This window comes from Pontibacter burrus, assembly GCF_010686685.1.
Classification (GTDB): Bacteria; Bacteroidota; Bacteroidia; order Cytophagales; family Hymenobacteraceae; genus Pontibacter; species Pontibacter burrus.
Genome location: NZ_JAAGWD010000001.1, coordinates 354,442 through 380,244 on the forward strand (window position 1 = coordinate 354,442; position 25,803 = coordinate 380,244).

21 protein-coding genes are annotated in these 25,803 nt (G+C 45.3%); 14 read left to right on the forward strand and 7 right to left on the reverse strand.

Annotation, left to right across the window (positions count from 1 at the left end):
* Positions 1-1,076: 1,076 nt before the first annotated feature.
* Positions 1,077-1,796, reverse strand: a complete 720-nt coding sequence (locus tag GXP69_RS01705) for a hypothetical protein (RefSeq protein ID WP_163911543.1) — start codon at positions 1,794-1,796, stop codon at positions 1,077-1,079.
* A 435-nt stretch (positions 1,797-2,231) separates the two neighbouring features.
* Between GXP69_RS01705 and GXP69_RS01710 the strand changes: the two genes are divergently transcribed.
* The 6 genes from GXP69_RS01710 to GXP69_RS01735 all read left to right on the forward strand — a co-directional run bounded on the left by GXP69_RS01710 (position 2,232) and on the right by GXP69_RS01735 (position 12,323).
* Positions 2,232-5,150, forward strand: a complete 2,919-nt coding sequence (locus GXP69_RS01710) for a CHASE domain-containing protein (RefSeq protein WP_163911546.1) — start codon at positions 2,232-2,234, stop codon at positions 5,148-5,150.
* Positions 5,151-5,244: 94 nt separating this feature from the next.
* Positions 5,245-6,624, forward strand: coding sequence for a DNA repair protein RadA (gene radA / locus GXP69_RS01715; protein ID WP_163911549.1), 1,380 nt, complete (start codon positions 5,245-5,247; stop codon positions 6,622-6,624).
* Between the two features lie 149 nt (positions 6,625-6,773).
* Positions 6,774-8,192 (forward strand): TlpA disulfide reductase family protein, encoded by a 1,419-nt coding sequence (locus GXP69_RS01720; protein WP_163911552.1) that lies wholly within the window; start codon positions 6,774-6,776, stop codon positions 8,190-8,192.
* An 847-nt stretch (positions 8,193-9,039) separates the two neighbouring features.
* Entirely contained in the window at positions 9,040-10,230 is a 1,191-nt protein-coding gene (locus GXP69_RS01725) for a baeRF7 domain-containing protein (RefSeq protein ID WP_163911554.1), read from the forward strand.
* A gap of 101 nt (positions 10,231-10,331) precedes the next feature.
* Positions 10,332-11,354: an SPASM domain-containing protein gene (locus tag GXP69_RS01730; RefSeq protein WP_163911556.1), complete on the forward strand. Its 1,023-nt coding sequence runs from the start codon at positions 10,332-10,334 to the stop codon at positions 11,352-11,354.
* Positions 11,355-11,390: 36 nt separating this feature from the next.
* Positions 11,391-12,323 carry a mechanosensitive ion channel family protein gene (locus tag GXP69_RS01735; protein ID WP_163911560.1) on the forward strand — a complete coding sequence of 311 codons (933 nt, stop codon included), beginning with the start codon at positions 11,391-11,393 and terminating at the stop codon, positions 12,321-12,323.
* A 65-nt stretch (positions 12,324-12,388) separates the two neighbouring features.
* Here GXP69_RS01735 and GXP69_RS01740 read toward each other — a convergent pair whose 3' ends face one another.
* From GXP69_RS01740 to GXP69_RS01765, 6 genes are all read right to left on the reverse strand, one after another.
* Positions 12,389-12,727, reverse strand: a complete 339-nt coding sequence (locus GXP69_RS01740) for a hypothetical protein (protein WP_163911563.1) — start codon at positions 12,725-12,727, stop codon at positions 12,389-12,391.
* 171 nt (positions 12,728-12,898) lie between these two features.
* On the reverse strand, positions 12,899-13,090 hold the full coding sequence (locus GXP69_RS01745; RefSeq protein WP_163911565.1) for a FeoB-associated Cys-rich membrane protein: 192 nt from the start codon (positions 13,088-13,090) through the stop codon (positions 12,899-12,901).
* Between the two features lie 33 nt (positions 13,091-13,123).
* A complete protein-coding gene (locus GXP69_RS01750; protein ID WP_163911568.1) occupies positions 13,124-13,927 on the reverse strand; it encodes an inositol monophosphatase family protein in 804 nt (267 codons plus the stop codon).
* 29 nt (positions 13,928-13,956) lie between these two features.
* The gene (gene lnt, locus GXP69_RS01755; protein ID WP_317164554.1) at positions 13,957-15,639 is read right to left on the reverse strand and encodes an apolipoprotein N-acyltransferase; all 1,683 of its coding nucleotides are present in this window, start codon (positions 15,637-15,639) and stop codon (positions 13,957-13,959) included.
* On the reverse strand, positions 15,605-16,291 hold the full coding sequence (gene rsmI / locus GXP69_RS01760) for a 16S rRNA (cytidine(1402)-2'-O)-methyltransferase (RefSeq protein ID WP_163911571.1): 687 nt from the start codon (positions 16,289-16,291) through the stop codon (positions 15,605-15,607). Before rsmI ends, lnt begins: the two co-directional genes overlap by 35 nt.
* A 110-nt stretch (positions 16,292-16,401) precedes the next feature.
* Positions 16,402-16,656 carry a 4a-hydroxytetrahydrobiopterin dehydratase gene (locus tag GXP69_RS01765; RefSeq protein ID WP_163911574.1) on the reverse strand — a complete coding sequence of 85 codons (255 nt, stop codon included), beginning with the start codon at positions 16,654-16,656 and terminating at the stop codon, positions 16,402-16,404.
* Positions 16,657-16,773: 117 nt separating this feature from the next.
* On the opposite strand from GXP69_RS01765, the gene GXP69_RS01770 reads away from it, so the two are divergent.
* The 8 genes from GXP69_RS01770 to rpiB all read left to right on the forward strand — a co-directional run bounded on the left by GXP69_RS01770 (position 16,774) and on the right by rpiB (position 25,797).
* On the forward strand, positions 16,774-17,634 hold the full coding sequence (locus GXP69_RS01770) for an SDR family oxidoreductase (protein ID WP_163911577.1): 861 nt from the start codon (positions 16,774-16,776) through the stop codon (positions 17,632-17,634).
* Between the two features lie 80 nt (positions 17,635-17,714).
* On the forward strand, positions 17,715-18,017 hold the full coding sequence (locus GXP69_RS01775; RefSeq protein WP_163911580.1) for a hypothetical protein: 303 nt from the start codon (positions 17,715-17,717) through the stop codon (positions 18,015-18,017).
* A 72-nt stretch (positions 18,018-18,089) separates the two neighbouring features.
* A complete protein-coding gene (locus tag GXP69_RS01780) occupies positions 18,090-18,317 on the forward strand; it encodes a hypothetical protein (RefSeq protein WP_163911582.1) in 228 nt (75 codons plus the stop codon).
* 89 nt (positions 18,318-18,406) lie between these two features.
* Positions 18,407-19,102, forward strand: coding sequence for a metallophosphoesterase family protein (locus GXP69_RS01785; RefSeq protein WP_163911585.1), 696 nt, complete (start codon positions 18,407-18,409; stop codon positions 19,100-19,102).
* 524 nt (positions 19,103-19,626) lie between these two features.
* Positions 19,627-23,055 carry an IPT/TIG domain-containing protein gene (locus tag GXP69_RS01790; protein ID WP_163911587.1) on the forward strand — a complete coding sequence of 1,143 codons (3,429 nt, stop codon included), beginning with the start codon at positions 19,627-19,629 and terminating at the stop codon, positions 23,053-23,055.
* Between the two features lie 169 nt (positions 23,056-23,224).
* The gene (locus GXP69_RS01795) at positions 23,225-24,499 is read left to right on the forward strand and encodes a serine hydroxymethyltransferase (RefSeq protein WP_163912903.1); all 1,275 of its coding nucleotides are present in this window, start codon (positions 23,225-23,227) and stop codon (positions 24,497-24,499) included.
* 15 nt (positions 24,500-24,514) lie between these two features.
* Positions 24,515-25,360 carry a twin-arginine translocase subunit TatC gene (tatC, locus tag GXP69_RS01800; RefSeq protein WP_163911590.1) on the forward strand — a complete coding sequence of 282 codons (846 nt, stop codon included), beginning with the start codon at positions 24,515-24,517 and terminating at the stop codon, positions 25,358-25,360.
* The gene (gene rpiB / locus GXP69_RS01805) at positions 25,360-25,797 is read left to right on the forward strand and encodes a ribose 5-phosphate isomerase B (RefSeq protein WP_163911592.1); all 438 of its coding nucleotides are present in this window, start codon (positions 25,360-25,362) and stop codon (positions 25,795-25,797) included. The genes tatC and rpiB overlap by 1 nt, the downstream gene beginning before the upstream one ends.
* Positions 25,798-25,803: the final 6 nt, after the last annotated feature.

Here is a 25,803-nt window from a genome sequence, read left to right on the forward strand (position 1 = left end):
TTTAACTGTGGCAAATTACAAAACTTTTCAGAGTTACGAATTACTTCAGAAGTTACAGGCACATAGTTTCGGCATACGGCAATAATAGTAAACGGTGTGTCCTGCAAACTATAGATTGAATGAGAGAAGTGGAACTCCTATTATCACCAACAGGGATGCTTTCAGAATGTTAAAATGGAGAATGATCAGTAGTAGCGATTTTGTCTGAACGGGGATTTCCCCAGCCCAAATCGCTCCTTTTATCGGGTGCACTTACATCCAGAACAGGAGCTTTGATGTTATAGTTTGGGTTATAGTTCTATAGTTGGCGTTAGTCCAACCACCCCTACCTCCTCCTTGTCTAAGGCGGGGAATTTCCGCCATGGCAGTAGTTGAGGCTAAAGTTCTATAGTTGCTGAATGAACACCCCTGTAGTCCCCTCAAGGGGACAGTTTCGGCTATTGCTATAGTTGCGGCTATCGTCCTACAGTTAGGGTTAGTCATCCCCCTCCCCCCTTCAAAGGGGGACTTTCCTCCCGTTCCTATAGTTTAAATTATGGTCTTATAGTTCCAGACCACGAACAGGGCAGGTTTACCTGTCCCTTTGGAGCTACAACCATGAAAAGGCGATGCAACTATAGCTACTCAACAAACTATAGTGGTAGCTATCGAAAGATTTCAGTCTTTGGGTTGAGCGCCTTGTAGATTTCTGGTGCCGTTAGGCATTGTGAGGAACGAACAAAAGAAATGTACACCGCGCGATGCCCGAAGACGAGGCCCCGCGGCCGTGAGCGCACCAAAGCAACTATACAACGGTAGGCCAGTAGAGCTCCCAGGATAAAAGGTAGCTATGAAAGAAACTCTTGTATCCAGTAGCAACTATAGTTAGCTATAAGCTGATATAGATTTCTCACTTCGTTCGAAATGACAATAGAAGTTAGCTAAAGGGCATATAAGATCCTTCACAGCTACGCTGGCTCTCTTCGACCCTCGTCTCAAGAATGCTCAGGATAATGCTCAGGATGACAGGAAGAAAAACTACAGGACAAAGACCCTTTACCTATAGCTCTATACAACAGATTAAAACTATAATCCTGTTATCTAATCACTTTCTTCCCTGACTTCTCCGAAAGAAATGCAATCAACTCGAGTTTTACGGGTTTGAGGTAGGTAGTATTGATATGAGCATTGTCGTTGAAGGTGATAATGTATTCTCCTTCATTACCCAGGTACTCGATGCGGCTAATATCTGAGAACTGGTATTTGTGCTCTTCAGTAAATGGTTCGGTTACAGTTATATGGTTTTCAGAAATAGTTACCTGCCACTTCAGGGCAAACGCCGACAGGGTACCAGCCAACACCAGCATTACCAGGAATGCCACCCGCCAGAAGCGCAAGGAATGATGGCCTTCTGCCTGCGCCAGGTAATCTTTGTACAGGTCATAGTCGTGGTTAAGTATAGCCCGTTGCGATAAGCGCAGGGGTACAAGCGCAAGGGTAAAGCCCAGTAGCAGGCCCGGCGCAATCAGGGCATCAAAGTTAGGCGTGAGCAAGTGCAGGAAATTACTGCCAGCTGAGTGGATAATACTGGATATCATGGCCAGTATGCCAGCGCTGAAAACAGTTAGTACACAGGCGAAAATAAAGTACAACCAGATCAGTTTCCATTCCTGCTTCTGCATATACTTAGCTTCTTCAGGGGTTAGTACGTGTTGCAGGTGGCCCATTAACAGGCGTCTGATGGCGTAACGAACAACAGGCAGCAGCACAAGCACAGCAACAAAGCTGATCAACAGGGTTCGTAAGATATCAAGCATAATCAGTAATTTTCTGCAAAGGTAACAGGGTATGTTCAATTTCCGGAATTTAAATCCTGATATCAGGTAAGAAGCAGTCAGCCAGCAGTGGAAATCTTCTTAAAATGCTGCCTTTTGTTGCATGTAGTTAGGTAGCAGAATTGCCTAAGCCTGATTTCTTAAAATATACCCTTATATCATTAAAAGGGCACTTATAGTTGTGAAATTGGTTTACGCTCAACGGCCTGCTTAACTATAATAGATGTGAAATTTTCATTATCAACAGGCTACGTTTGTTATTTAAATATTACAATATAAAGCTTGTGTAAAAGTGCAGCCCTTTGCTTGATGTGCAATGGGTTTTTTGTATATTTGGCTACATTCTGCCGGTTAGCGTACTATAATTCTAGCTTCTATCTGCCCTTATTTTAACCTGCCTTTATACTCTCTACAACTATGAGACCTGCTAAAATTGCTTCTTTTCTTCAGGATCATTTAATAGCTGTCTCCTCTTTCCTGCTGATTTTTCTGGTAACCTTATTCCTGTATTCCGAAACCCGTAACAAGGCCGCAGAACGCACCAGTAAATTATTTGAGTTAAGGGCCAATCAGGCAGCAAACGACATTAAGCTCCGGCTGAATGATTATATACAGGTGCTGATAGGCGCAAAGGCTATGTTTGTTGCCTCAGATACGGTAGAACGGAAAGCATGGCGGAAGTACTATGAAACCCTGAACCTTGAAGCAAACTACCCAGGTATACAGGGCTTAGGCTATACGCATTTTGTAAGGCCAGCCGAAATGGAGAGCCACTTAAAGCAGATCCGAGCGGAGGGGTTTAAAGATTACAAAATTACCCCGGAAGGCGAGCGGCCTATCTATAGTGCTATAGTTTACCTGGAACCATTTACAGACCGCAATCTGCGGGCATTCGGATACGACATGTTCAGTGAGCCGATACGGCAGTCGGCTATGCGGATTGCGCGCGACACCAAGCAACCAGCCTTGTCTGGTAAGGTGCGGCTGGTGCAGGAAACGGGCTATGACCTGCAGTCCGGGTTTCTGATTTACCTTCCTGTTTACCAGGATAACGCCGACCCCGAATCGATAAAGGAACGACAGCGGCTTATAAAGGGCTTTGTGTATAGTCCATTCAGGGCGAAAGACTTCGTGGAAGCCGTCCTGGGCAATGATTACGACGACATTGACATTGAACTATACGATGGCGCCGACATGACAGAAGAATCGCTGCTGTACAGTACAGATTCGGTAATGCATCTGAACAACAAAAGCCGCGAACTAAGTAAAACCAATACCATTACTGTTGCCAACCATACCTGGCGCATACACAGCACAGCCAAGCCTGCTTTCGCGCAGACCTCAGATGCCGGCCTTCCCTATTTTATACTGTTAGGCGGTAGCATCATCAGCTTCCTGATGTTCTTTATTATCTGGTCTTTATCGAGCACGAGGCGTTCTAACCGCCTGAAGCAAACCATTACTGACAACGCCACAGCCGCACTGTTTATAATGGATGCAAACGGTTATTGTACGTTTATGAATCCTGCTGCCGAAGAAATGACAGGCTTTACTTTTGAAGAGATCAGCAGCAAGCCGCTGCATCATATGATCCATCATACAAGACCGGATGGCAGCCCATTTCCAATCGATGAATGCCCGATTGACAGGGCCTTGCCAACCAACAATGATATGCGTGCCTATGAAGATATGTTCATCCGCAAAGACGGTACTTTCTTCGATGTAACCGTAGCAGCTCGCCCGATTATAGAAAGTGGAGTTCCGACCTATACAATTATCGAAGTACGCGATATAACCGAAGAAAAACGCGCGCAGCAAACTATAATTGAAAGCGAAGCCCGCTTCAGAACTATGGCCGACAATGCGCCGGTAATGATCCGGATAACAGATGCAGACCGGCAGGTAACTTATGTAAACAAGCAATGGACAGACTTTACGGGCATCACGTTTGAAGATGTTGTGAGGCACGGCTGGGAGCATACATTACACCCCGATGACCGGGAAATGTTTGAAGAAATGTATGCGAAGGCACTGGCTAACAAAGCAGCATTCAGGACGGAGTACCGCCTGCTTCGCCGCGATGGCGAATACCGTAGCGTGGTAGGCACCAATACGCCACGTTTTGGAGGGCATGGCGAGTTTCTAGGCCACATCTGTTCTATAATTGATATTACAGAAATTAAGGAAGCCGACCGCAGGGTAAAACAGAACGCAGAACTGCTGCAGAAACTCTTCCTGGAGGTTCCGGCGGTGGTAGGCCTTGTTCGTGCGCCCGACTACCAGTATGTGCTGGCCAACCCCCCTTATCGCAAACTATACGGTAATCGTCCGCTGGTAGGCAAAACTATTTACGAAGCGCATACCGAAGCAGAGGGCGTAAGCTTCTTTAACCAGCTGCATGAAGTGTTTGCTACAGGCAAGCCATATGTTGGCGTAGAAGTGCCTGTTATAATAGAAATTGATGGCTTGCGCAAAGATGAGACCTCTTACTTTAACACGGTATACCAACCGCTGTTGGACAGCAGGGGGCAGGTTGAAGCAGTGCTGATATTTGCCATAGAGGTAACAGAACTGGTAGCAGCCCGCACCAAACTTGTGTCGGCAAACGAAGAGCTGAGCGAGAAGAACGATGAACTGCTCCGCATCAACAGCGACCTCGATAACTTTGTTTACACTGCCTCGCATGACCTGAAATCGCCTATTGCGAACATGGAAGGCCTGATAACCCTGCTGCGCGATATAGTGCAGGGCAAACTGGATGCAGAAGACGAGCAGCTGCTGGACAGAGTAAGCCAATCTATCGATAAACTGAAAGGAACTATAGCCGACCTGACCGAAATTACGAAGGTGCAGAAAGAGCTACAATCGAAGGTGGAGCCGCTTAAGTTTGAGCAGGTACTGAAGGACGTGCTCTCGGATATAAGTGGTATGCTAAAAGAAACCGACGCCAAGCTTGAAGTTAACTTTGATGTAGATGCCATTCTGTATGCCCGCAAAAACCTGCGCAGTATTATCTACAACCTGGTTTCAAACGCCATTAAATACCGCTCACCACATCGCCAGCCGGTTGTTAAAGTGAACACCTACCGCGAAAAAGGCTACGTAGTAATGGAAATTGCCGACAACGGGTTGGGAATCAGGAAAGAGCATCTGCACAAACTCTTCAGCATGTTCAGGCGCCTGCACAAGCACGTAGAGGGTACAGGCATTGGCCTTTACATTGTAAAACGTATAATCGAAAATAACGGCGGCAGAATAACCGTATCGAGCGAATACAATGTGGGAACCACCTTTAAAGTGTACTTTAAGGAAGTGCCCGTAGCGGCAGAAGTTTAGTGCCACAAACCCCGATTTTAATGACCGTTTTATACCTTAAAGTTGTTCTAAACTGATAGGAATAAACCATCCGGAAAAACGAACAACAACATTAATGGCTAAAATAAAAACATCTTACTTCTGCCAGAACTGCGGCGCCCAATCAGCTAAATGGATAGGCAAATGCCCGGCCTGCGGCGAGTGGAACACTTACGTAGAAGAAGTAGTACAACGCGAAGAACTCACCCCTACCAGCATCTGGAAAGTGGGCAGCAGCTCAGCCCAGGTAGCAAGCAAACCTAAGCCTATTGCCGAGATCTCTTTTCAGGAGCAACAACGCATTAACACCACAGACCAGGAACTGAACCGTGTACTGGGTGGCGGCATAGTACCGGGCTCTATGGTGCTGATCGGCGGCGAACCGGGCATTGGTAAATCTACCCTGATGCTGCAGATTGCACTTAGTCTGCGCGGCATGCGTGTACTGTACGTAAGCGGCGAAGAGAGTGAGCAGCAGATAAAAATGCGTGCCGAGCGCATTGGAACTGCTACTTCAGACTGCTTTATCCTTACCGAAACCGGTACGCAGAACATCTTTAAGCAAATAGAACAGCTGCAACCTCAGGTACTTATAGTTGACTCTATCCAGACCTTGCACTCGTCGTTTATAGAAGCCGGTGCAGGCAGCGTGAGCCAGGTGCGTGAGTGTACGGCAGAGCTCCTGAAGTTTGCAAAGGAAAGCGGCACGCCGGTTTTTCTGATCGGGCACATTACAAAAGAAGGTAACCTGGCTGGGCCTAAGATTCTGGAGCACATGGTAGATACGGTGCTGCAGTTTGAAGGCGACCGCCACATGACCTACCGTATCTTACGCACTACTAAAAACCGCTTCGGCTCAACTTCTGAGCTGGGAATTTACGAGATGATGGGTGCCGGTTTGCGCGAAGTAAGCAATCCGTCGGAGATCCTGATCTCGCAGCGTGAAGATGCGTTTAGTGGCATTGGAATTGGCGCAACACTGGAAGGAAACCGCCCACTTTTGATTGAAGTGCAAAGCCTGGTAACGCCAGCCACGTATGGCACGCCCCAACGCACCAGCACCGGTTTTGACGGCAAACGCCTGAACATGCTGCTGGCTGTGTTAGAGAAGCGCGGCGGCTATAGATTAGGTGCGCAGGACGTGTTCCTGAACATAGCCGGTGGCCTGAAAGTAGAAGATCCTGCCCTGGACCTGGCGGTGTGTGCCTCTATCCTTTCGTCGTTCGAAGATATGGCCATACCAAGTACAGCCTGTTTTGCTGCAGAAGTTGGCTTGGGTGGCGAGATTCGGGCTGTAAACAGGGTGGAAAACCGCATTTCCGAAGCTGAAAAACTGGGCTTTACTGACATCTACATCTCCAAATACAACAAGAAAGGGCTCGACTTCAGTAAATTCAATATTAAGGTGCATGCCTTCAGTAAACTGGAAGATGTTTTTGGAGAGCTTTTCGGATAAGAGGCTTGAAGGACTATAAAACGGAGCATTGCCGGTTTTCTGAAATAATTTGTTTGCTCCGGAATTTATAGTTAGTAATTTGATGTTCAGCTACATAGTTCTTAAAAAGGAGCTACTGTAGCTGAACATTTCATTTTCTGACCTTTTCTATGAAGCGAATCCAATCACTGTTACTGCTGGTCGCGTTGCTGCTGGTAAACGATACATTTGGGCAAGGTAAAACAATTATTACCGGCAAAATTACCAACCCGCTTTCTGATGATATTACCGTTATCACGTACCCAAACCCGCTTATTCCGCAGGAGAAAGAAACTACTGTAGAACTTACTGGTACTACCTTTAAGCTGGAAGTGCCTGTAACTGAAACGACGCTGGCTGAGTTGGTGCATGGAAATGAGGTAGTGCCGGTTTACCTGGAGCCCGGCTATAGTTTAACCCTGAGCTTTAACGGCGATAAATTTCTGAAAACGATAAAGTTTGAAGGTAAAGGCACCAACGAGAACAATTACCTGGCACAATACACCCGCCGTTTTGATGAAGTGGAAGACTACCAGGTTCTGCCCGACAACATCAAGCTGAATGAAAAGGAGTTTACTGAGTTTCTGGACTACCGCAAAAAAGATCAGCTTAAAAACCTGGAGAAGTATACAGGCAAGAACCCGGTCTCGGATAAGTTTAAAGCCTTTGCCCTTTCGGAGATAGACTATAGTTATGCCAACGATAAGGTGAGCTACCCAACTTTACGCCAGCGTGTGGGAGCCAGTAAAAACTATGTAGCACCATCAACAGGTTTCTATAGTTTCCTAAACGAGTTGGACCTGAACAAAGGATTAGCGATAAGTCCGGCTTATGTGGTATTCCTGCGCAACTACGCCGCCCACCTGGCAAAAGCCACTGGCCTGACCGAGACTGATAGGCTTTACTATAAAAAGAGCTATAGTTTGGCTACCGAGAAACTGCAAGGCAAAGCACGCTTATTGGCACAGGCACATATCCTGAAACAGTCTATAGAGAAAGGCCACATCGGTTATTCTGAAGAGATGATGAACAACTATAAAACCGGCGGTGCAAACCCGGAAGTGATAACCTATCTGGAAAACTACCTGGCAGCAAACAGCAAAAATGCCTTAGGAAGCCTGGCCCCCGATTTTAAACTGAAAAGCATAGATGGCTCCGAAGTAGCACTTTCTGATTTCAGGGGCAAAGTAGTGTACCTGAACTTCTGGCAGGCTGGCTGTGGCTTGTGCATGATCGAGCTTCCCCATGTGCAGGCACTTACCAAACAGCTGCAGGGTAAAAATGTAGGGTTTGTGAATATTAGCCTAGATGAAGACGAGGAAAAGTGGCGCAAGACAGTCACAACAAAACAGCTGCAGGGCACGCACCTGTATTTAAAAGGACTGGATGCAGAGCTGGTAAAACGTTATGACCTGAAAGATGTGCCGGCTTATTTCCTGCTGGATGAGGAAGGCAGGTTTTTAACAACAAAAGCCCGTCGCCCCAACGATCGCGAGGCGGCTAACGATATTCTGCGCTACCTGAATCAAGGACAGGCCAGCACAAAATAATCCCAACTAACCCTTACCCCGTTTTACCGCCCGGTGCCTTTGGTGTCGGGCGGTTTTTATGTTAGCTTTCTTCTGTTGCTATAGTTGGAGCTATAGTTCTATAGTTGACATTTTAACCCACCCCTGCCCCTCCCGAGAGGGGACTTTTGGCCATTGCTATAGTTGGAAGCTATAGTTTTATAGTTACAGTTTGTCATCCCCCTACCCCTTCGAAGGGGGACTTTGCTACTACTATAGTTGGAGCCATAGTGCAATAATTACAAACCACGAACAGGCAGGCGCAGCCTGGCACAAGGAACTATAACTACGGAAAAGCTACAGCACTATAGCTATTAAACAAAACTATAGTTGTAGCTATCGAAAGATCACAGTCTTTGGGTTGAGCGCCTTGTAGATTTCTGGTGGCGCAGCCATTGCGAGGCACGAGCAAAAGAAAGGTACACCGCGCGATGCCCGAAGATGAGGCCTCGCGGCCGTGAGCGCACCAAAGCAACTATGACAACTATAAGCTAGTAAAGCTCCCAGGATTAGAACTAACTATAAAAGAAACTGCTTGTTTCAAGGTGCAACTATAGCCAACTATAGGACATATAAGATGTCTCGACTAACGCTCGACATGACAAAGAATTAACTATAGTCTGAGATTGATCTCTCAAACTATAGTTCTAAATGAGAAAGCAAACTATAGGATTGCAGTCTTATCCAGACAACAACTCTAAACCTCTCAGATATCACCCAAAATAACCGTTGCCAAAGCTACTGCGTACTTTAAAATCACACCTCCGTTAAAAATAAGGTGATTTTGAAAACAAACGATTACCTAATAAATACTTAAAAGGCAAAGCATATGGCATTAATCCACAAAAAAGACATTGAGAAACTGCTCAATGTGCAGAACAACACACAGAATGCGCTGTGCATTTCAATATTCATACCTACACACCGCGCCGGGCACGAAACACTGAACGGCAATGATCAGATTCTATTTAAAAACAAGATAAGGGAAGCCAGAGCTTTATTAGCCCGACACGATGTGCCTGAAGCAGAAATAAACGAATATGTGAAGCCAGCCGAAGACCTGTTAGCAGACAACAACTTCTGGCGACACCAAGCCGAAGGACTTGCTGTATTTATTACAAAAGGATTTTCGGCTCATTATTCATTACCTATTACCATGCCGGATGTGGTTTATGTACTGGATCAGTTCTATTTTACACCGGTTATCCCGTTACTGAGCCAGAATGGCCGCTTCTTTATACTATGCCTGAACCGCGAGAAGATCAGTTTTTACGAAGCTACACTGGATAAATTCCGGGCGATTGATGTAGCTGCTTTTGTACCGGAAACCATGACCAAAGCGCTCAAGTTTGATGTTAAAGGCAAAGACCAGGATTTTACAAACTCAACTACTACAGTAAACGGCTCCAACATTGTGCATGGCGCTGGCGCAACCAAAGGTGACGAAGAGCATGAGCGCGTGCGTGAATTTATGATAGAAGTAGATAACGGGTTGCAGCAGATCCTGCACGACGAGCATGTGCCGCTCGTATTGGCTGGCGTCGACCATTACTGCAGTATTTTCCGGAACCATAGCAAGTATAAAAATATAGTGCCTCAGAATGTAAACGTGAATGAAAATGCCGATACCGCTAACGGCAATGGACTACACGAGAAAGCGCTGGCAGTGGTAAAACCCTTGATGCAGCAAGCGCATACTGAGTCGCTGTCGCATTACGAGAACGTGGCTGGAACAGGCGTTACCTCTGAAGACATTGCCACAGTAGCTGCCGAAGCCGTGCATGGTCGTGTGGAAACGCTGTTTATTGCTCCGGGGCAGCCAGTTTGGGGTAGATACGATGCAAAGAACGCCACAGCTGTGATACACGATGAATACCACCGCGGCGATGACGACCTGATAAACCTGGCCGCAACCAAAACACTAGCGCAGGGTGGCCGCGTGTTTGTGAGCAGCTACAATGGCCTTAGCGAAGCAGCAGCAGATGGTAGCGCTAATGTAAAAGCACTTTTCAGGTATTAGCAGATAAAACTATAGTTTAGGCTTTTTTAGCTATAACGTATAACTTAGGGGCAGCCGGCTTTGGTTGCCCCTAACTTTTGCAGCCTGCTTAAACGCACCACATGAAACCACACTTCACAGACGGACTGAATTTTTTGTCGAAGATGACGTGGAAACGTGCGTTTAATGCGGTGCAGGTGGTTAGCAGCTACTTGTATGCGCGCGTAACAGGCAAGGCTGTGCATTGGGGAATGCCGGTAAGTATCTCGCTGGAGCCAACCACATCCTGCAACCTGCGCTGCCCGGAGTGCCCAAGCGGTTTACGGTCGTTTACCCGCCCTACCGGCATGCTGCAATCCGAACTATACCGCCACATCATCGACCAGCTGCATGATAAACTTCTGTACCTGATCTTTTACTTTCAGGGAGAGCCTTACCTGCACAAGCAGTTCCTGGAGATGGTGAGTTATGCCAGCAAAAAGGGAATTTACACGGCTACATCTACCAACGCGCATTACTTAGATGATGATACGGCCCGCAAAACAGTGGAATCCGGGTTAGACAGGCTTATAGTTTCTATAGATGGCACTACCCAGGAAACCTATAGTGCTTACCGCATTGGCGGCAAACTGGATAAGGTGCTGGAAGGAACGCGCAACGTGGTGAAGTGGAAGAAGGAGCTGAAGTCGAAAACGCCACATATTATGTTCCAGTTTCTGGTGGTTCGGCCAAATGAACACCAACTGGAAGATGTGAAAGCACTGGCCAAAGAACTAGGTGTAGATGAGGTGGTATTCAAAACAGCCCAGATCTACGATTACCAAAACGGCTCACCGCTCATCCCAACTATAGATTACTACTCCCGCTACCAAAACAACGGCAACGGCAACTATAGCATTAAAAACAAACTGCTGAACCACTGCTGGAAAATGTGGCACTCCTGCGTGATAACCTGGGATGGCCTGGTGGTACCCTGCTGTTTCGATAAAGATGCTGAGTACAGGTTTGGTGATCTGAAAGAGGAAGCTTTTAAAGCAGTTTGGCAAGGTGCAAACTATAGCCGGTTCAGACAGGCAGTGCTGCGCTCCAGGGCAGAAGTGGAGATGTGCCGCAACTGTACTGAAGGAACCAGAGTATGGGCATAAATACTAGTTTCTAGTCCTGGTACAGAATCAGACTTTATGAACGACATCGATAAAGCTTTTGAGCTGCTTTTCAATAAACTAGAGCAATGGGGCCATCACCTGGTGCTGATGCTACCTAACCTTATTCTGGCGCTGGTTCTGCTGGTAATTACCTTTGTGGTTGCCCGCATTATCCGGAACGGCCTGGATAAAGTAATAGCCCGTTTCTCGCACAGCCCTGCACTAAACAACCTGATCTCTACCCTGCTGCACCTGTCTATCGTAATGGTGGGTTTCCTGCTGGTGCTCAGTGTGCTTAAGCTGGATAACATTGTAATATCGTTGCTGGCTGGTGTGGGTATAGCTGGTCTGGCGCTGGGTTTTGCCTTTCAGGATATAGCAGCCAACTTTATTTCCGGTACCATTATAGCCGTGCAAAAACCGTTTGGCGTAGGCGATATGATCGAAACCAACGATTACTTTGGCGTAATTGAGCGCATCTCTTTAAGAACGGTAGATATCCGGAAAGTCACTGGCGAGCTGGTAAAGCTGCCAAATAAAATGGTTTTTGAGAATCCGGTTACCAATTACTCCTTCCATGGCATTCGGCGCATCGACCTGGATGTGCGTGTATCTTATAACGAAGACCTGGAAATGGTGCAGCAGGTTGTAATTGAAGCGTTGCAGGAAGTGAAAAACCGTGTAAAAACCCGCGACGTGGAAGTGATGTATGATAAATTTGCCGAAAGCTCTATTGATTTTAAAGTACGTTTTTGGGTAACCTACAGCAGGCAGTTTGACTATGTGAGTGCGAAAAGCGACGCCATTATCCGCATTAAAAAGGCATTCGACTCATGTGGTATTGTTATTCCGCTGCCGATGCGCAAGCTCGACTTCCATACAAAGCCCGACGATAAAATAGCCGACCAGCTGGGAGCTATAAAAGTAGCTATAAGAAATGAAAACAGGTTGCCGGGGACTGATGCCTGACAAACCGGCTAACTATAAACTATAGTTGTAAAACCAAAGAGCCGGCTTTTGCAGCCGGCTCTTTGTTATTTATCTCGTTTATCGAGGTTCTTTCCCAGGTCTTCTACCTGTTTCAGGAAGCTGTCTACGTTTGTGTCCGCATAAGGGCCATAGGAGTTGGAAATAGTGCCTTTATGGCCATTGTGGGTCTCTATTGCATACAATATCGACATGTCATCCGGATCGCTTTCACCTTCGAAGCGGTAAAAGTCTACAATGCGTACCTGTTCTGGCGCAAACTCTTCCTGGCTTTCCATGTTGCATAGCCTGCCTTCTCCGGATACTTTAAAATCGCACTTATAACCATCATTGCGCAGGCGGTTGAGTACGTTTACGAGAGATCTTTCTTCTACTTTATCTTGCATAATACCTTTCTTTTATATTTTCTTGATTTGATAAGGGGTATAGAACTATACGCAAAAAGCAGGTTTGGTTTATACTGAACGATAACTTTTAGATAAGACAGACAGGTACAGACATAAAAAAAGCGCTACCGGTTGGGTAACGCTTTATAGGTTATAGTTGCGTACTATAGTTTATATTTTGGGCAGGGCAGCATTCTTTCGTTTCGTCATTTCCTGCTCTATCTTTTTAAAATCGATGCCACCGCAGGCACCGCAGCTTTTAGCACAGCCATCAGTTTTAACAAAAAAGGTGCGGTATAGTATATGGGCTATATATGCCACTGCCGCTACAAAAAGAAGAAGAATAATGATTTGCTGTACCATATGCTGTAAGAACTATAAGCGGGTATAAAAAGTTTAAGAAAGCAGTTGTTTCCAGTGCAGCGCTATAGTTTGCAGCATCTCGCTATGGATATTGCTGTTGCTTGCCACAATCTCACGACCGAAAATATAGTCTCCGCCTTCGGTAAATTTAGACAGTTTTCCGCCAGCTTCCTGAACTATAACTGCACCGGCAGCCACATCCCAGGCATTCAGGTTGTACTCAAAAAAGCCTTCGAAACGACCAGCAGCTACATAAGCCAAATCCAGTGCAGCAGAACCAATGCGGCGTACTCCATGCGAGGTCCCCATAAAAGCGCCCAATACCTGTAAATATTGCTGTGTCAGGTCAAAGTCATAATACGGGAAGCCGGTTGCTATCAGAGAATCTTTCAGCGCTGGTGCTTCCGATACTTTTATCTGTTTCTCGTTCAGATAAGCGCCGTTGCCCTTGGTTGCATAAAAGCACTCATTGTGCATCGGGTTATAGATCACGCCCAGCACTATTTCGTCGCCTTCCATCAGACCGATGCTTACAGCAAAGTGGTGCAGGCCGTGTGTAAAGTTGGTCGTACCATCCAGCGGGTCGATTACCCAGTTATAAGTATCGCCACGTTCTGTAGCGGTTTCTTCTTCGGTTATAAATCCGGCTTCCGGCAGGGCTTGGCGCAGGTCGTTTACCAGTTGCTCTTCTGCCTGCTTATCCACGTACGACACCAGGTTGTTAAAGCCTTTCAGTTCTATTTTAGAACGATCGAAGTTCCCGGCTTCGTGTTTTATAAAATCTCCTGCGCTGCGGGCTATTTCTATTACACGCTGGCAAAGTTGCTGCAAATCCATAGTTTATAGTTAGATGGCAAAGTTTATAGTTACGCGCGGGTCGCTACTTTTACTGTGGGTTTCTGTTTTTTTCTGTTGATAATGGCTGACCCAACCGCGCCTGTAAATACTAGCAACGCTAACCATAAACTGGAGTGGCCAATGTATTCACCGTGGCGCGTATAAAAAGTAAGCTCAGTATTAGCCAACAGAGTTTGTGACAGCACATCCTGTACCCACCATTCGGAACGGTCGGTTATCTCCCCTTTCTGGTTTATGAAGCCTGAAATACCGGTGTTGGCCGAGCGGGCTATGCTTCTGCGGGTCTCAATGGCGCGTAGCGTAGCGTATTGCAGGTGCTGTTTGTAACCTGGCGAGTCGCTCCACCAACCATCATTCGTGATCACAAAAATCAGGTTGGCGCCGTTCTTTACATACTCCGATACATATTCGCCATAAATAGATTCGTAGCAAATAACCGGTGCGGCGCTAAAGGTACTATCCAGCGAATGATAAAATACATCGCGCGTGTCCTGGCTGCCCTGGCTGCCTACGGTGCCACCTAAATCTATCGCCAATGGGCCTAAGAACTTAAAGATGTGCGGGTAAGGTAACTTCTCAACACCAGGCACCAGCTTCGATTTATGGTAAATATCGATCTCGCCTCTTCGGTTGATGTGCATGGCCGTATTAAAGGAATCGTAGTAACCAAAGCCTTCTAGGTGGCGGACAGTCGGGCTGGCGTCTCCGTTATCCCCATAAAAAGTATAGGTGCTGATACCTGTAACTAACTCTATGTTAGGATGGCTTTGTACAAAGTTTTCAAGTTCGGTAATAGAGCGATATTGTTTCAGTTGCTCTTCCCAGTAGCCACCATCTTGACTTAAAGCTGTTTCCGGCCACACAACAAACTTGGTTTTTGGTGTGATCTTCTGCTCTGATAGACTAATCAGGCGTTGCTGTTGTTGTTCGTAAGAGATGAAGTTTTCATGGCCAGAGAATTTTTCCTGGTATGGGTCGATGTTTGGCTGTACGACCACCACTTCGGTTGGTGTGCCTTTTTCTTCGTAAGTAGCCAGAATAGCAAATGAGATAACGATAGGCACAACTATAAGCGCAAGCGGCAGCCATAGTTTCTTCAGCTCTACACGCTGCTGTGGGTAATTCCTGATCACTAAAAAGATAAGCACATTTACCAGTAGCACCCACACCGATCCACCTAAAAAGCCGGTATACTCATACCACTGCACCCAAGTGTTAAGCGTAGCAAAGCCATTGCCCAGCGTTAGCCACGGCCAGGTTAGGTCCCAGTTTAGGTGGAACTGCTCAAACGCTATCCAGTAAACTATAAAAGAGATGTAGCCAATGGTGTTGCCCAGATATTTGCGGGTAAAGTAAAAGGCCATCAGCGGAATGCTCATCAGAGCGGAGTTAAACACCACAGCCGCTATACCTCCAGGCAACGTTGAATGCGATACCCACCAGGTAGTAAAGGCGTTCCAGAGCAGCATGGCCAGGTAAGCCCACTTAAAGAAGGTATATCCCGGCGATTTATGCTTGCCGCTCTCAACTATAGCTTTCTCCATGTATAGCAAGGGCACAAAACCGATGAACAGGAAAAAAGCCAGCGGTTTGGTAGGCCAGCCCAGCCACAGTAAAAGCCCAGTCAGGGTGGCTGAGAAAGGAAGTATATAAGGGCTATTTACTACCCTGTACAACAATGACGAATTCACCTTTGATTGCTTTGGTTGTAAAAGTTTGTATCAGTTCGTCGAGTGTTCCATTCAGGGTCTCTTCGAACATTTTAGATATTTCACGTGAAACAGAAACCATGCGTTCGCCGCCAAAATATTCCTTAAACTGCGTCAGCGTTTTAAGCAGCCTGTGCGGCGATTCGTAGAAGATCATGGTGCGCTCTTCTTCAGCCAGGCTTTGTAGGCGCGTCTGGCGGCCTTTTTTTATAGGCAGGAATCCTTCAAATGTAAACCTATCGGTGCTGAAGCCGGATTTTACCAGGGCCGGCACAAAAGCGGTGGCACCCGGCAAGCATTCTACCTTCAGGTTGTTTTTGAGGCACTCACGCACCAGGAAAAACCCCGGATCCGATATGCCTGGCGTACCTGCATCCGATATCAGCGCCATTACTTCGCCGGCCTTCAGCCTATCCACTATATGAGCGGTGGCTTTGTGCTCGTTGTGCAGGTGGTGGCTGTGCATGCGCTTTTCTATACCCAGGTGTTGCAGCAGTTTGCCACTGGTACGGGTATCTTCCGCCAGAATCACATCAACTTCCTTCAGTATCCGGATGGCACGCAGCGTTATATCTTCCAGGTTGCCAATGGGTGTGGGCACCAGGTATAGGTTTGTTTTTTCAGGTTCCTGCATGCTGCAAAGATACTACTTTAATTGCTTGCTGATTTGCTGTGCCATGTAAACTATAGCCGTAACTACAGACACTTATCCACAACAGCAAACTATAGTTATAATGTTCAGATTTATTCTTCGGAGGCTGTTATCTGGTCATAGATCTGGTCGATGCGCTGGGCCAGTTTTATATCTTTATCAGTAATAATATTGCCTGCATCGTGGGTAGTGAGCTCGATTTCTATCTTGTTATACACATTGCTCCACCACGGATGGTGGTTCATTTCTTCGGCCACATCGGCTACCTGTTGCATAAAGTGCATGGCCTGTTTAAAGTCTTTAAACGTAAGATTGCGACGCAGCTTGTTGTCTTCTTCTTTCCACATAGTTTGTATCGTTATTTGGCTTAAACCCGAAGGCTATAGTTTGTTGTATAGCAACGCCTGAAACCTGAAGGCGTATAGTTTAACACAAAATTAAATCGAGATAAAGCTACTAAAACTATGGCAAACAAACCGAAATCGTTGCCGGCACAGGAACAGAAAACTCAGCCCGGCAAAGAACATAAAATGACTCCAAAGCCCGAGTATATCAGGGATAACTATAAAGGCAGTGACAAACTGAAAGGCAAAGTAGCCCTGATAACTGGCGGCGACAGCGGCATTGGCAGAGCAGTAGCTGTGCATTTTGCCCGCGAAGGTGCCGATGTAGCTATAGTTTACCTGAACGAAGACCGTGACGCCGAAGAAACAAAAGACCTAATAGAGCAGGAAGGCCGCAGATGTTTGTTACTTTCCGGTGATATAGGAGATGAAAAGTTTTGCCAGAAAGCTGTAGCGCAAACTATAAAAGAGCTGGGCAAGCTGGATATTCTGATAAACAACGCCGCCGAGCAACACGAACAAACTGATCTGACAGATATCTCAAAAGACCAACTTCAACGCACCTTTCAGACCAATATTTTTTCGATGTTCTACATCACGAAAGCTGCTCTGGAGCACATGAAGGAAGGTAGTGCTATAGTTAACTCCACATCTGTTACATCCTACCGCGGCAGCGATCATCTTATGGACTATGCCTCTACCAAAGGAGCCATTACTGCTTTTACCAGATCATTGTCGGCTAACCTGGCTGAGAAAAAAATACGCGTAAACGCAGTAGCTCCCGGCCCTATCTGGACGCCTCTTATTCCGGCTTCGTTCGATGCCAAAAAGGTAAAGGAGTTTGGGCAGAATGTACCGCTTAAGCGCCCGGGGCAGCCATCTGAAGTAGCGCCTGCTTATGTTTTTCTAGCGTCTGAAGATGGCTCTTATGTTACTGGACAAGTGATACATGTAAACGGTGGCAAGCAGGTAGGCTCGTAGCAATTGCCCAACCATAACTATAGAAATGGAGTAAAAAGGGTAATGCTACCTGTGAGCAGACACCTATACTATTTATAATTATGGCTGAAAATAAAGAAGATATGAACTCGCTGAAGGGCCAGGCTCCGAATGAGCGCCCGGTGCGGGTGATTGAAGAAGATACAAGTGAGTTGGAAATGCGTGAAGGGCACATTATACCTGGCGCAGATCCGCCTAAGAACGAGCACCAGCGTGGTGGCTTCGGTAACCGCGATGGTAAAGAAGGCTTCGGTAGCGACACTGCAGGTAATGGTCCATCAGCTATCGGGGTAAATGATTACTCTGATGACGGCACGCCGCCACCAGATAACATGCGCACCGAAGACGAAGGGCGCGGTACCTGATAACAAGTGCAGTTTTTTACTTGCTGAAAAGTGGCAAGAAGTTGTTTTATAATTTAAGAAAAGGAGGATAAGATGCCATCATATAAGCACACCCAGCCAGGCGGTGAGAACAAAGGAAATCCAACTGGTCGTGGCCAGGATAAGGCCGGTGTAAAACCTACTGGGGAGACAAATGAAGAATTAAGAAACAAGTATACGGAAGGGGAGAATGAAAACCCGGCAAACACCGGTAACGTGCTAAAGAACAACGATAACCGTAATACCAATAAACCTGATTTAGACAAAGGGAAGTATAACTAACTTTCAAAATCAACTATAAAAATAGCACCTGCATCAAACAGGTGCTATTTTTTTGATACATTTGCTGAGCATCACTTTACCCGATCTTCATGGCCCGTTACGCCCTTACCGATGTTCATGGCTGCTCCCAAACCCTGAAGGCACTGGTGCTGGACCAACTTAAGCTGCAGAAAACCGACGAGCTATACATTTTAGGCGATCTGGTAAATAAAGGCCCGGATAGTAAAGGCGTTATTGATTTTATAGTTCACTTGCAGAAGCAGCATTATAATGTGCAGTGTCTGCGTGGCAACCATGACCAGATGCTACTGAATGCTGCCAAAAAGGGCGATGCCGCTTTAAACCTTACTCCTACCGAAAAAGAGCTACTGTTACAAAGTTTCGATATCCGCGATCTAGCGCACTTGCCAGTCAAGTACATAGCTTTTCTTAAAGAGCTGCCTTATTACTTAGAACTTCCTGATTATTTTTTAGTACATGCCGGTTTTGATTTTAAGCAGTCTGATATCTTTAAAGACAAAGATGCCATGCTCAACATCAGAGGTTACAATCCGGACCCGGTTAAACTTAACTATAAACGACTGCTGCACGGTCATACTCCAACTGCTTTATTTAGCATTAAAAAATCTGTTTCACACACAGACTATAAAGTGAACCTGGATGCGGGTTGTGTGTACTACAAAAATGCCAGCTATGGCAACCTTGTTGCGCTTGACCTTGACTCACAAGAATTATTCGTACAGCAAAATCAGGATCGCCCATACCCTGTTGCCCGCAAGAGTTAATTTATTTCAAGCAGCTCTTCTGCTAAGTAGATTCAATAAGAATATTAGTCCAATTTAAAGCTCGGGTATGATTAATTCAAAGAAGCAATACTCAGAAATAGGTAAATAACTAGGCAAAAAAGACAAAAATGCTTGATTGCACTAACTCTTTATTCTACAATTACATATAGTGCAAAGCAAATATGCCCTAAAATTGGATTTTAAATGTTTCATATTGTCTAATATATTTTTTTTATTCAATTTAACGAAGGTGTTGCTAAGACCAGTTTCTTAATGATATAAGTTGTAAAACTCAGAAAACTAAGTGCTTGCATGTGCAACTGACATTGGTGAAAAGGTTTTAATAATATGCTGTATAAACTATATATAATATTGTAATTTGCCGTTTTGGGTTTAGATTCTATAAAAAAATAGTTATAAATAATTGTGATCATAAGGAATAAATTATCTTATTTTGCAGGTAACTTTCATGTCGCAAGAAGCTAACTTACAATAAATTAATACTGGCTACCCAATTTCAAGCTATGGCACGTTTCTACGCTCACCCTTATAGTGCTCTACTTATAAGAACGCTGCTGATAAAATTAATATTGACACTAATTGTTGTTTTGCAGGTACAAGGGCAGTCAGCGCCTACAATTTCTGGCTTTTCTCCAGTTTCTGGAAAAGTTGGTGATGAGATTATTATACAGGGTTCGGGTTTTCTGACTGCTAATATGGTTTATGTGGGTAGCGAGTCTACCTTGGATTTTACCATCGTTAGCGATAGTCAGATCAAAGTAAATGTACCAGCATCTGCTTCTACCGGCAGAATTCAGGTACACAATAGCTTCGGGGCCAGGTCAAGTACAACAAACTACACAGTAACAAGTGCTCCAATTATAAGTTCTATAAGTCCAACCACTGGTCCAGTAGGCACTGAAGTAACAATATCCGGCTCTAAGTTTACAGGTGTAGCTTCTATTAGTATTGCAGGAGGCTCTGTTACAGATTTTATAGTAATTAGTGATACTGAAATTAAAGCCGTAATATCGGAAACAGCATATGGAGGAGTTGCTCGCGTAACTGCAAACCATGGTTCAGCAACCAGTGCTCAAAACTTTGAAGTCACAGACTTGCCTACTGTAACTAATTTTACTCCCCCTTCAGGGCCTGTGGGTACAGCAGTTCGAATTTATGGTACCAAGTTTAATAATGCTACTTCAATTAATATAGCAGGCGGTACTACTACAGATTTTACTATTGTTAATGACACGGAGATAAGAGTTAAAGTACCAGCTAATGCTATTGGTGGGACAGTGCGCGTTTATACGAATACAGGTACAGGCATTAGCTCTTCCAGCTTCACTGTAAATGGTACTCCCTCCTTAACATCTTTTACTCCCGCCTCTGCGCGTGCAGGGGCAGAAGTTACAATTAATGGTTCCGGATTTACAACTGCAGATAGAGTTTATTTTGGCAGCGGCTCTATTACAGATTTTACAATAGTTAATGATTTTCAAATAAAAGCTATAGTACCTAATACTGCAACAACAGGTAAGGTTCAGGTCTATACATCACAGGGACGTGTGACAAGCATATACAATTTTGCTGTTGAAGGAGCTCCTGTTATCAGCTCATTCTCTCCTACCTCTGGTCCAGTTGGTACAGTTGTTACAATAAGAGGACGTAATTTTAATGATGCATCCACTGTTCTTATAGGTAGCGCTAGTATAACTAACTTTACAATTGTAAGCGATTCAGAAATACAGGTAGTTGTTCCATCAGTAGCTTCCTCTGGTATAGTTAGGGTATATTCAAATAGCGGTCGCGCACTAAGTTCGGGTCAATTTACGCTTGATAATGCACCTGTTATTTCTACATTTACCCCTACATCCGGTCCAACTGGTACCGAGATCACCATCACAGGGGAGAACTTTACGGGCACAAATTTAATTTATGTGGGCAGCGGTTCAACGACCAACTTTACAGTCGTAAGTGATACGCAGTTAAAAGTGATGGTGCCCGCTACAGCAACAACCGGGAAACTGATTGTGCGCACAGCTACGGGCCAGGTAACAAGCAAAGAGACCTTTACCCTGACGGGCGCTCCGGAAATCCATTCCTTTACCCCTGCCGCTGGCCCGGTCAATACCACTGTAACGATAAAAGGCATCAACTTTACAGGCGCTACATTGGTGTACTTTGGCAGTGGCACAACAACGAACTTTACAGTGGTTAGCGATACAGAAATTAAGGTTGTGGTGCCTACTACCGCAGCTACAGGAATAATAAGAGTTTATACACCTAGTGGAAGGGCTAACTCATCTACTAACTTTACATTAACCGGAGCCCCTGTTATTTCTACATTTACCCCTACGTCCGGTCCAACTGGTACCGAGATCACCATCACAGGGGAGAACTTTACGGGCACAAATTTAATTTATGTGGGCAGCGGTTCAACGACCAACTTTACAGTCGTAAGTGATACGCAGTTAAAAGTGATGGTGCCCGCTACAGCAACAACCGGGAAACTGATTGTGCGCACAGCTACGGGCCAGGTAACAAGCAAAGAGACCTTTACCCTGACGGGCGCTCCGGAAATCCATTCCTTTACCCCTGCCGCTGGCCCGGTCAATACCACTGTAACGATAAAAGGCATCAACTTTACAGGCGCTACATTGGTGTACTTTGGCAGTGGCACAACAACGAACTTTACAGTGGTTAGCGATACAGAAATTAAGGCAGTAGTACCTGCTTTAGCTTCTACGGGAATAGTGCAGGTGCGCACGCCAAATGGTAGAGCAAACTCTTCTGGTTACTTTACCGTGTCAGGAGCACCTGCTATCACTTCTTTTACCCCTATAAGTGGTCCTGTAGGCACCGAGATCATTATTACAGGGGAGAATTTCACGGGAACCAATAGGGTTTACGTCGGCAGTGGAAATACTACAACTGGTTTCACTGTCGTAAGTGATACACAGCTAAAAGTGATAGTGCCAGCTACGGCTAGTAATGGAAGCTTGATTGTTCGTACAGCAAATGGCCAAGTAACAAGTACTGTAACGTATAAGTTATCTCCAGCTTACCTTTCAACCACAAAACCTGAAGTCACCTTCAAACTTGGGCAGGCAGCTACAGAAGAATATAATGTGGATGGCTTAGGTCTCAAAAATGGAGAGTCAGTAACTATAAATGTTGCAGCAAATAGCCCTTTTGAGATATCAACTAATGCTGGGTCTGGTTTTGGGAAATCTGTTACGCTAAATAATGTTGTTAATCACAGATTAGTCCCAACTGCCATTTATGTAAAATATACTCCGGACGAGGCGAACACTACAACCGCAGCCGAGATAGTGCATGTGCAGGGAACAACTGCGGAAAGAAAAATAAGAGTTGAAGCCATAACGCCTCTTCCCGTAGAACTTAAATCCTTTACAGCAAAGCTTATCAATGGTGCCATCCATTTAGATTGGAGTACAGCTTCTGAGAAAGATAACTCGCACTTTGATATTGAGATGTCGAGTGGGAATGCGAATAACTATAGAAAAGTGGCCAGGGTTGATAGTAAAGTTGGTACAAGTTCTTTAACTACCCATTACAGCTACACAATTAACTATAGTGGCAATGGCCAAACAGAGTACTATAGACTGAAGCAAGTGGATATAGATGGTACTGCTACATATAGCAGACCAGTGGCTATAAGACCAGTAATGGCTACTAAGCCAACGCAGGTTGCACCAAACCCGATCACAACAGATTCTAAAATTTACCTGACAGCACAGCAAAACGGCATAGCTCTTATTAAAGTAAGCTCTATCCGTGGGAAGCAGATTTATGTTGAGCAAGTACAAGTACAGGTTGGGGAGAACGCGCTACCTTTAAGTAAATACAATAATCTGATGTCAGGTATTTATATTGTAACTATAGAACTTGATGGTAAACAGGAGTTCTTTAGAATTATGAAGCATTGATTTAAACTATAGCTTATAAAAGAAAAGCCAGGTACTATAGCAGTGCCTGGCTTTTCTTTTAATCGTATGTAAACTGTAGCGATGGTGTCGAAAACTATATAAACTAATCAATCATTGGTTTATTAAGGGGCATAGCTTAAATTTGAACTATTATAATTTACTTATCATGATGCAGAAAGATACCGCTATATTCGACCTGATTGCTAAAGAGAAAGAACGCCAGATGCACGGCCTGGAACTTATCGCTTCTGAAAACTTTGTTTCGGAGCAGGTAATGCAAGCTATGGGCAGTGTGATGACCAATAAATATGCTGAAGGCCTACCCGGCAAGCGCTATTATGGTGGTTGCGAAATTGTAGATCAATCGGAGCAATTGGCTATAGATAGAGCAAAAGAGCTTTTTGGAGCAACCTGGGTAAACGTACAGCCGCACTCTGGTGCACAGGCTAATGCAGCTGTTATGCTTGCTGTACTTCAGCCAGGTGATAAAATTTTAGGTTTTGACCTGTCGCATGGTGGGCACTTAACGCATGGGTCGCCGGTAAACTTCTCTGGTAAACTATACCAGCCGTCGTTTTACGGTGTAGAACAGGAAACTGGTCTGATCGACTTTGATAAGGTCGTTGAAACTGCGCGACGTGAAAAACCGAAATTAATCATTTGTGGAGCCTCTGCCTATAGCCGCGATTGGGACTATAAGAAGCTGCGCGCTGCCGCCGATGAGGTAGGTGCATTACTTATGGCCGACATCTCCCACCCTTCCGGGCTGATTGCGAAAGGTTTACTAAATAACCCGTTTGAGCATTGCCATATTGTAACTACTACTACACACAAAACCCTTCGCGGGCCACGTGGCGGTATGATCATGATGGGTAAAGATTTCGAAAACCCATTCGGACTTAAAACACCAAAAGGTGAAACACGCATGATGTCCTCAATTCTGGATGGCGCTGTATTCCCGGGTACACAAGGCGGGCCGCTGGAGCACGTAATTGCAGCAAAAGCTGTAGCATACTACGAGGCGCTGACAAATGACTACCTTGGTTATGTAAAACAAGTGCAGCAAAATGCGCAGGCAATGGCAAACGCATTTGTTGAACGTGGCTATAACATCATTTCAGGTGGTACGGATAACCACATGATGCTGATCGATCTGCGCTCAAAAGGTATAACCGGAAAGCTTGCAGAAAACACGCTGGTGAAAGCTGATATTACGATCAATAAAAACATGGTTCCTTTTGATGACAAGTCGCCATTCGTAACATCAGGTATGCGTGTAGGAACAGCTGCTATCACAACACGAGGCTTAAAAGAAAATGATATGGCGCGCATAGTAGAGCTTATCGACGATGTGCTGACTAATCACGATAACGAAACTAAAATAGCTTCAGTAAGAAAAGAAGTTAATAACTGGATGCAGCAGTATCAGCTGTTTGCCTACTAATACGAGATTCTTTTGATGGATCAACATTTTCTGGAAGAGGGCGGAGAAGCAAAAGAGATGTCCTTTATTGATCACCTGGAAGAACTCAGGTGGCATCTTATACGTGCAGTAGCCTCGATCTTTGTATTTTCTATTATTGCTTTTTTAGCAAAAGGCTTCGTATTCCACGATATTATTCTTGCTCCGGCTCGCACTGATTTCCTGAGCTATAGGGTAATGTGTGAACTGGGAAATGCGCTGGGTACGGAGGCCTTTTGCATAGATGAGTTAGGGTTTACCATACAAAGCCGCCAAATGAGTGGTCAGTTTGCGATGCACATGCTGGTATCGGTAGTACTTGGTCTGGCGTGTGCTTTCCCTTATGCGTTCTGGGAGATCTGGCGTTTTGTGAGCCCGGGCTTATACCCGCAGGAGCGTAAGAACTCACGCGGTGCTGTTTTTTTCGTGTCGGTGCTGTTTATGTTGGGCCTGCTGTTCGGTTACTATGTTGTGTCTCCTATATCCATCAATTTCCTGGCCGGATACCAGGTAGACCCATCTATTATAAACGAATTTGACCTTTCATCTTACATATCCACGCTCACTACCCTATGCCTGGCGTGTGCTTTTATGTTTCAGATGCCGGTTATAGTTTACTTCTTTACAAAAGCGGGTTTACTGACGCCAGAAGTGATGAAGTTGTACCGCAGACATGCAATCATCGTAATACTGATTGTAGCAGCAATTATTACTCCTCCGGATGTAGTCAGTCAGATGCTGATCTTTATTCCGTTGATGGTGCTGTACGAAGCAAGTATAATAGTATCTCGTTCAATCCGTAAAAGCGATATAAAGAAACTTAATCAAAACAACACGATCTGATGGCTTATAACATTGCAATAGGCGGCGACCATGCCGGATTTACATACAAAAGCCTGCTGATAAAGCTTTTAAAAGAGTTAGGGCACCAGGTGCAGGACTTCGGACCGGGTTCAGAGGCTTCGGTAGACTATCCGGACCATGTGCACCCGCTGGCAAAAGCCGTTGTGAACAAGGAGGCTGATTTTGGTATTCTTATTTGCGGAAGCGGCAATGGTGTTGCTATGACAGCGAATAAATATCCTGAAATAAGAGCAGCCCTTTGCTGGCAAACCGATTTGGCAAAGCTTGCCCGAGAGCACAACGATGCTAACGTACTCTGCATACCAGCCCGCTTTGTATCAGAAGAAGTAGCTGAAGAGATGGTAAAGGTCTTTTTAAGTACAGCATTTGAGGGTGGTCGCCACCAGAACAGAGTAAACAAGATTGCCGCCTGCTAAGCGGCA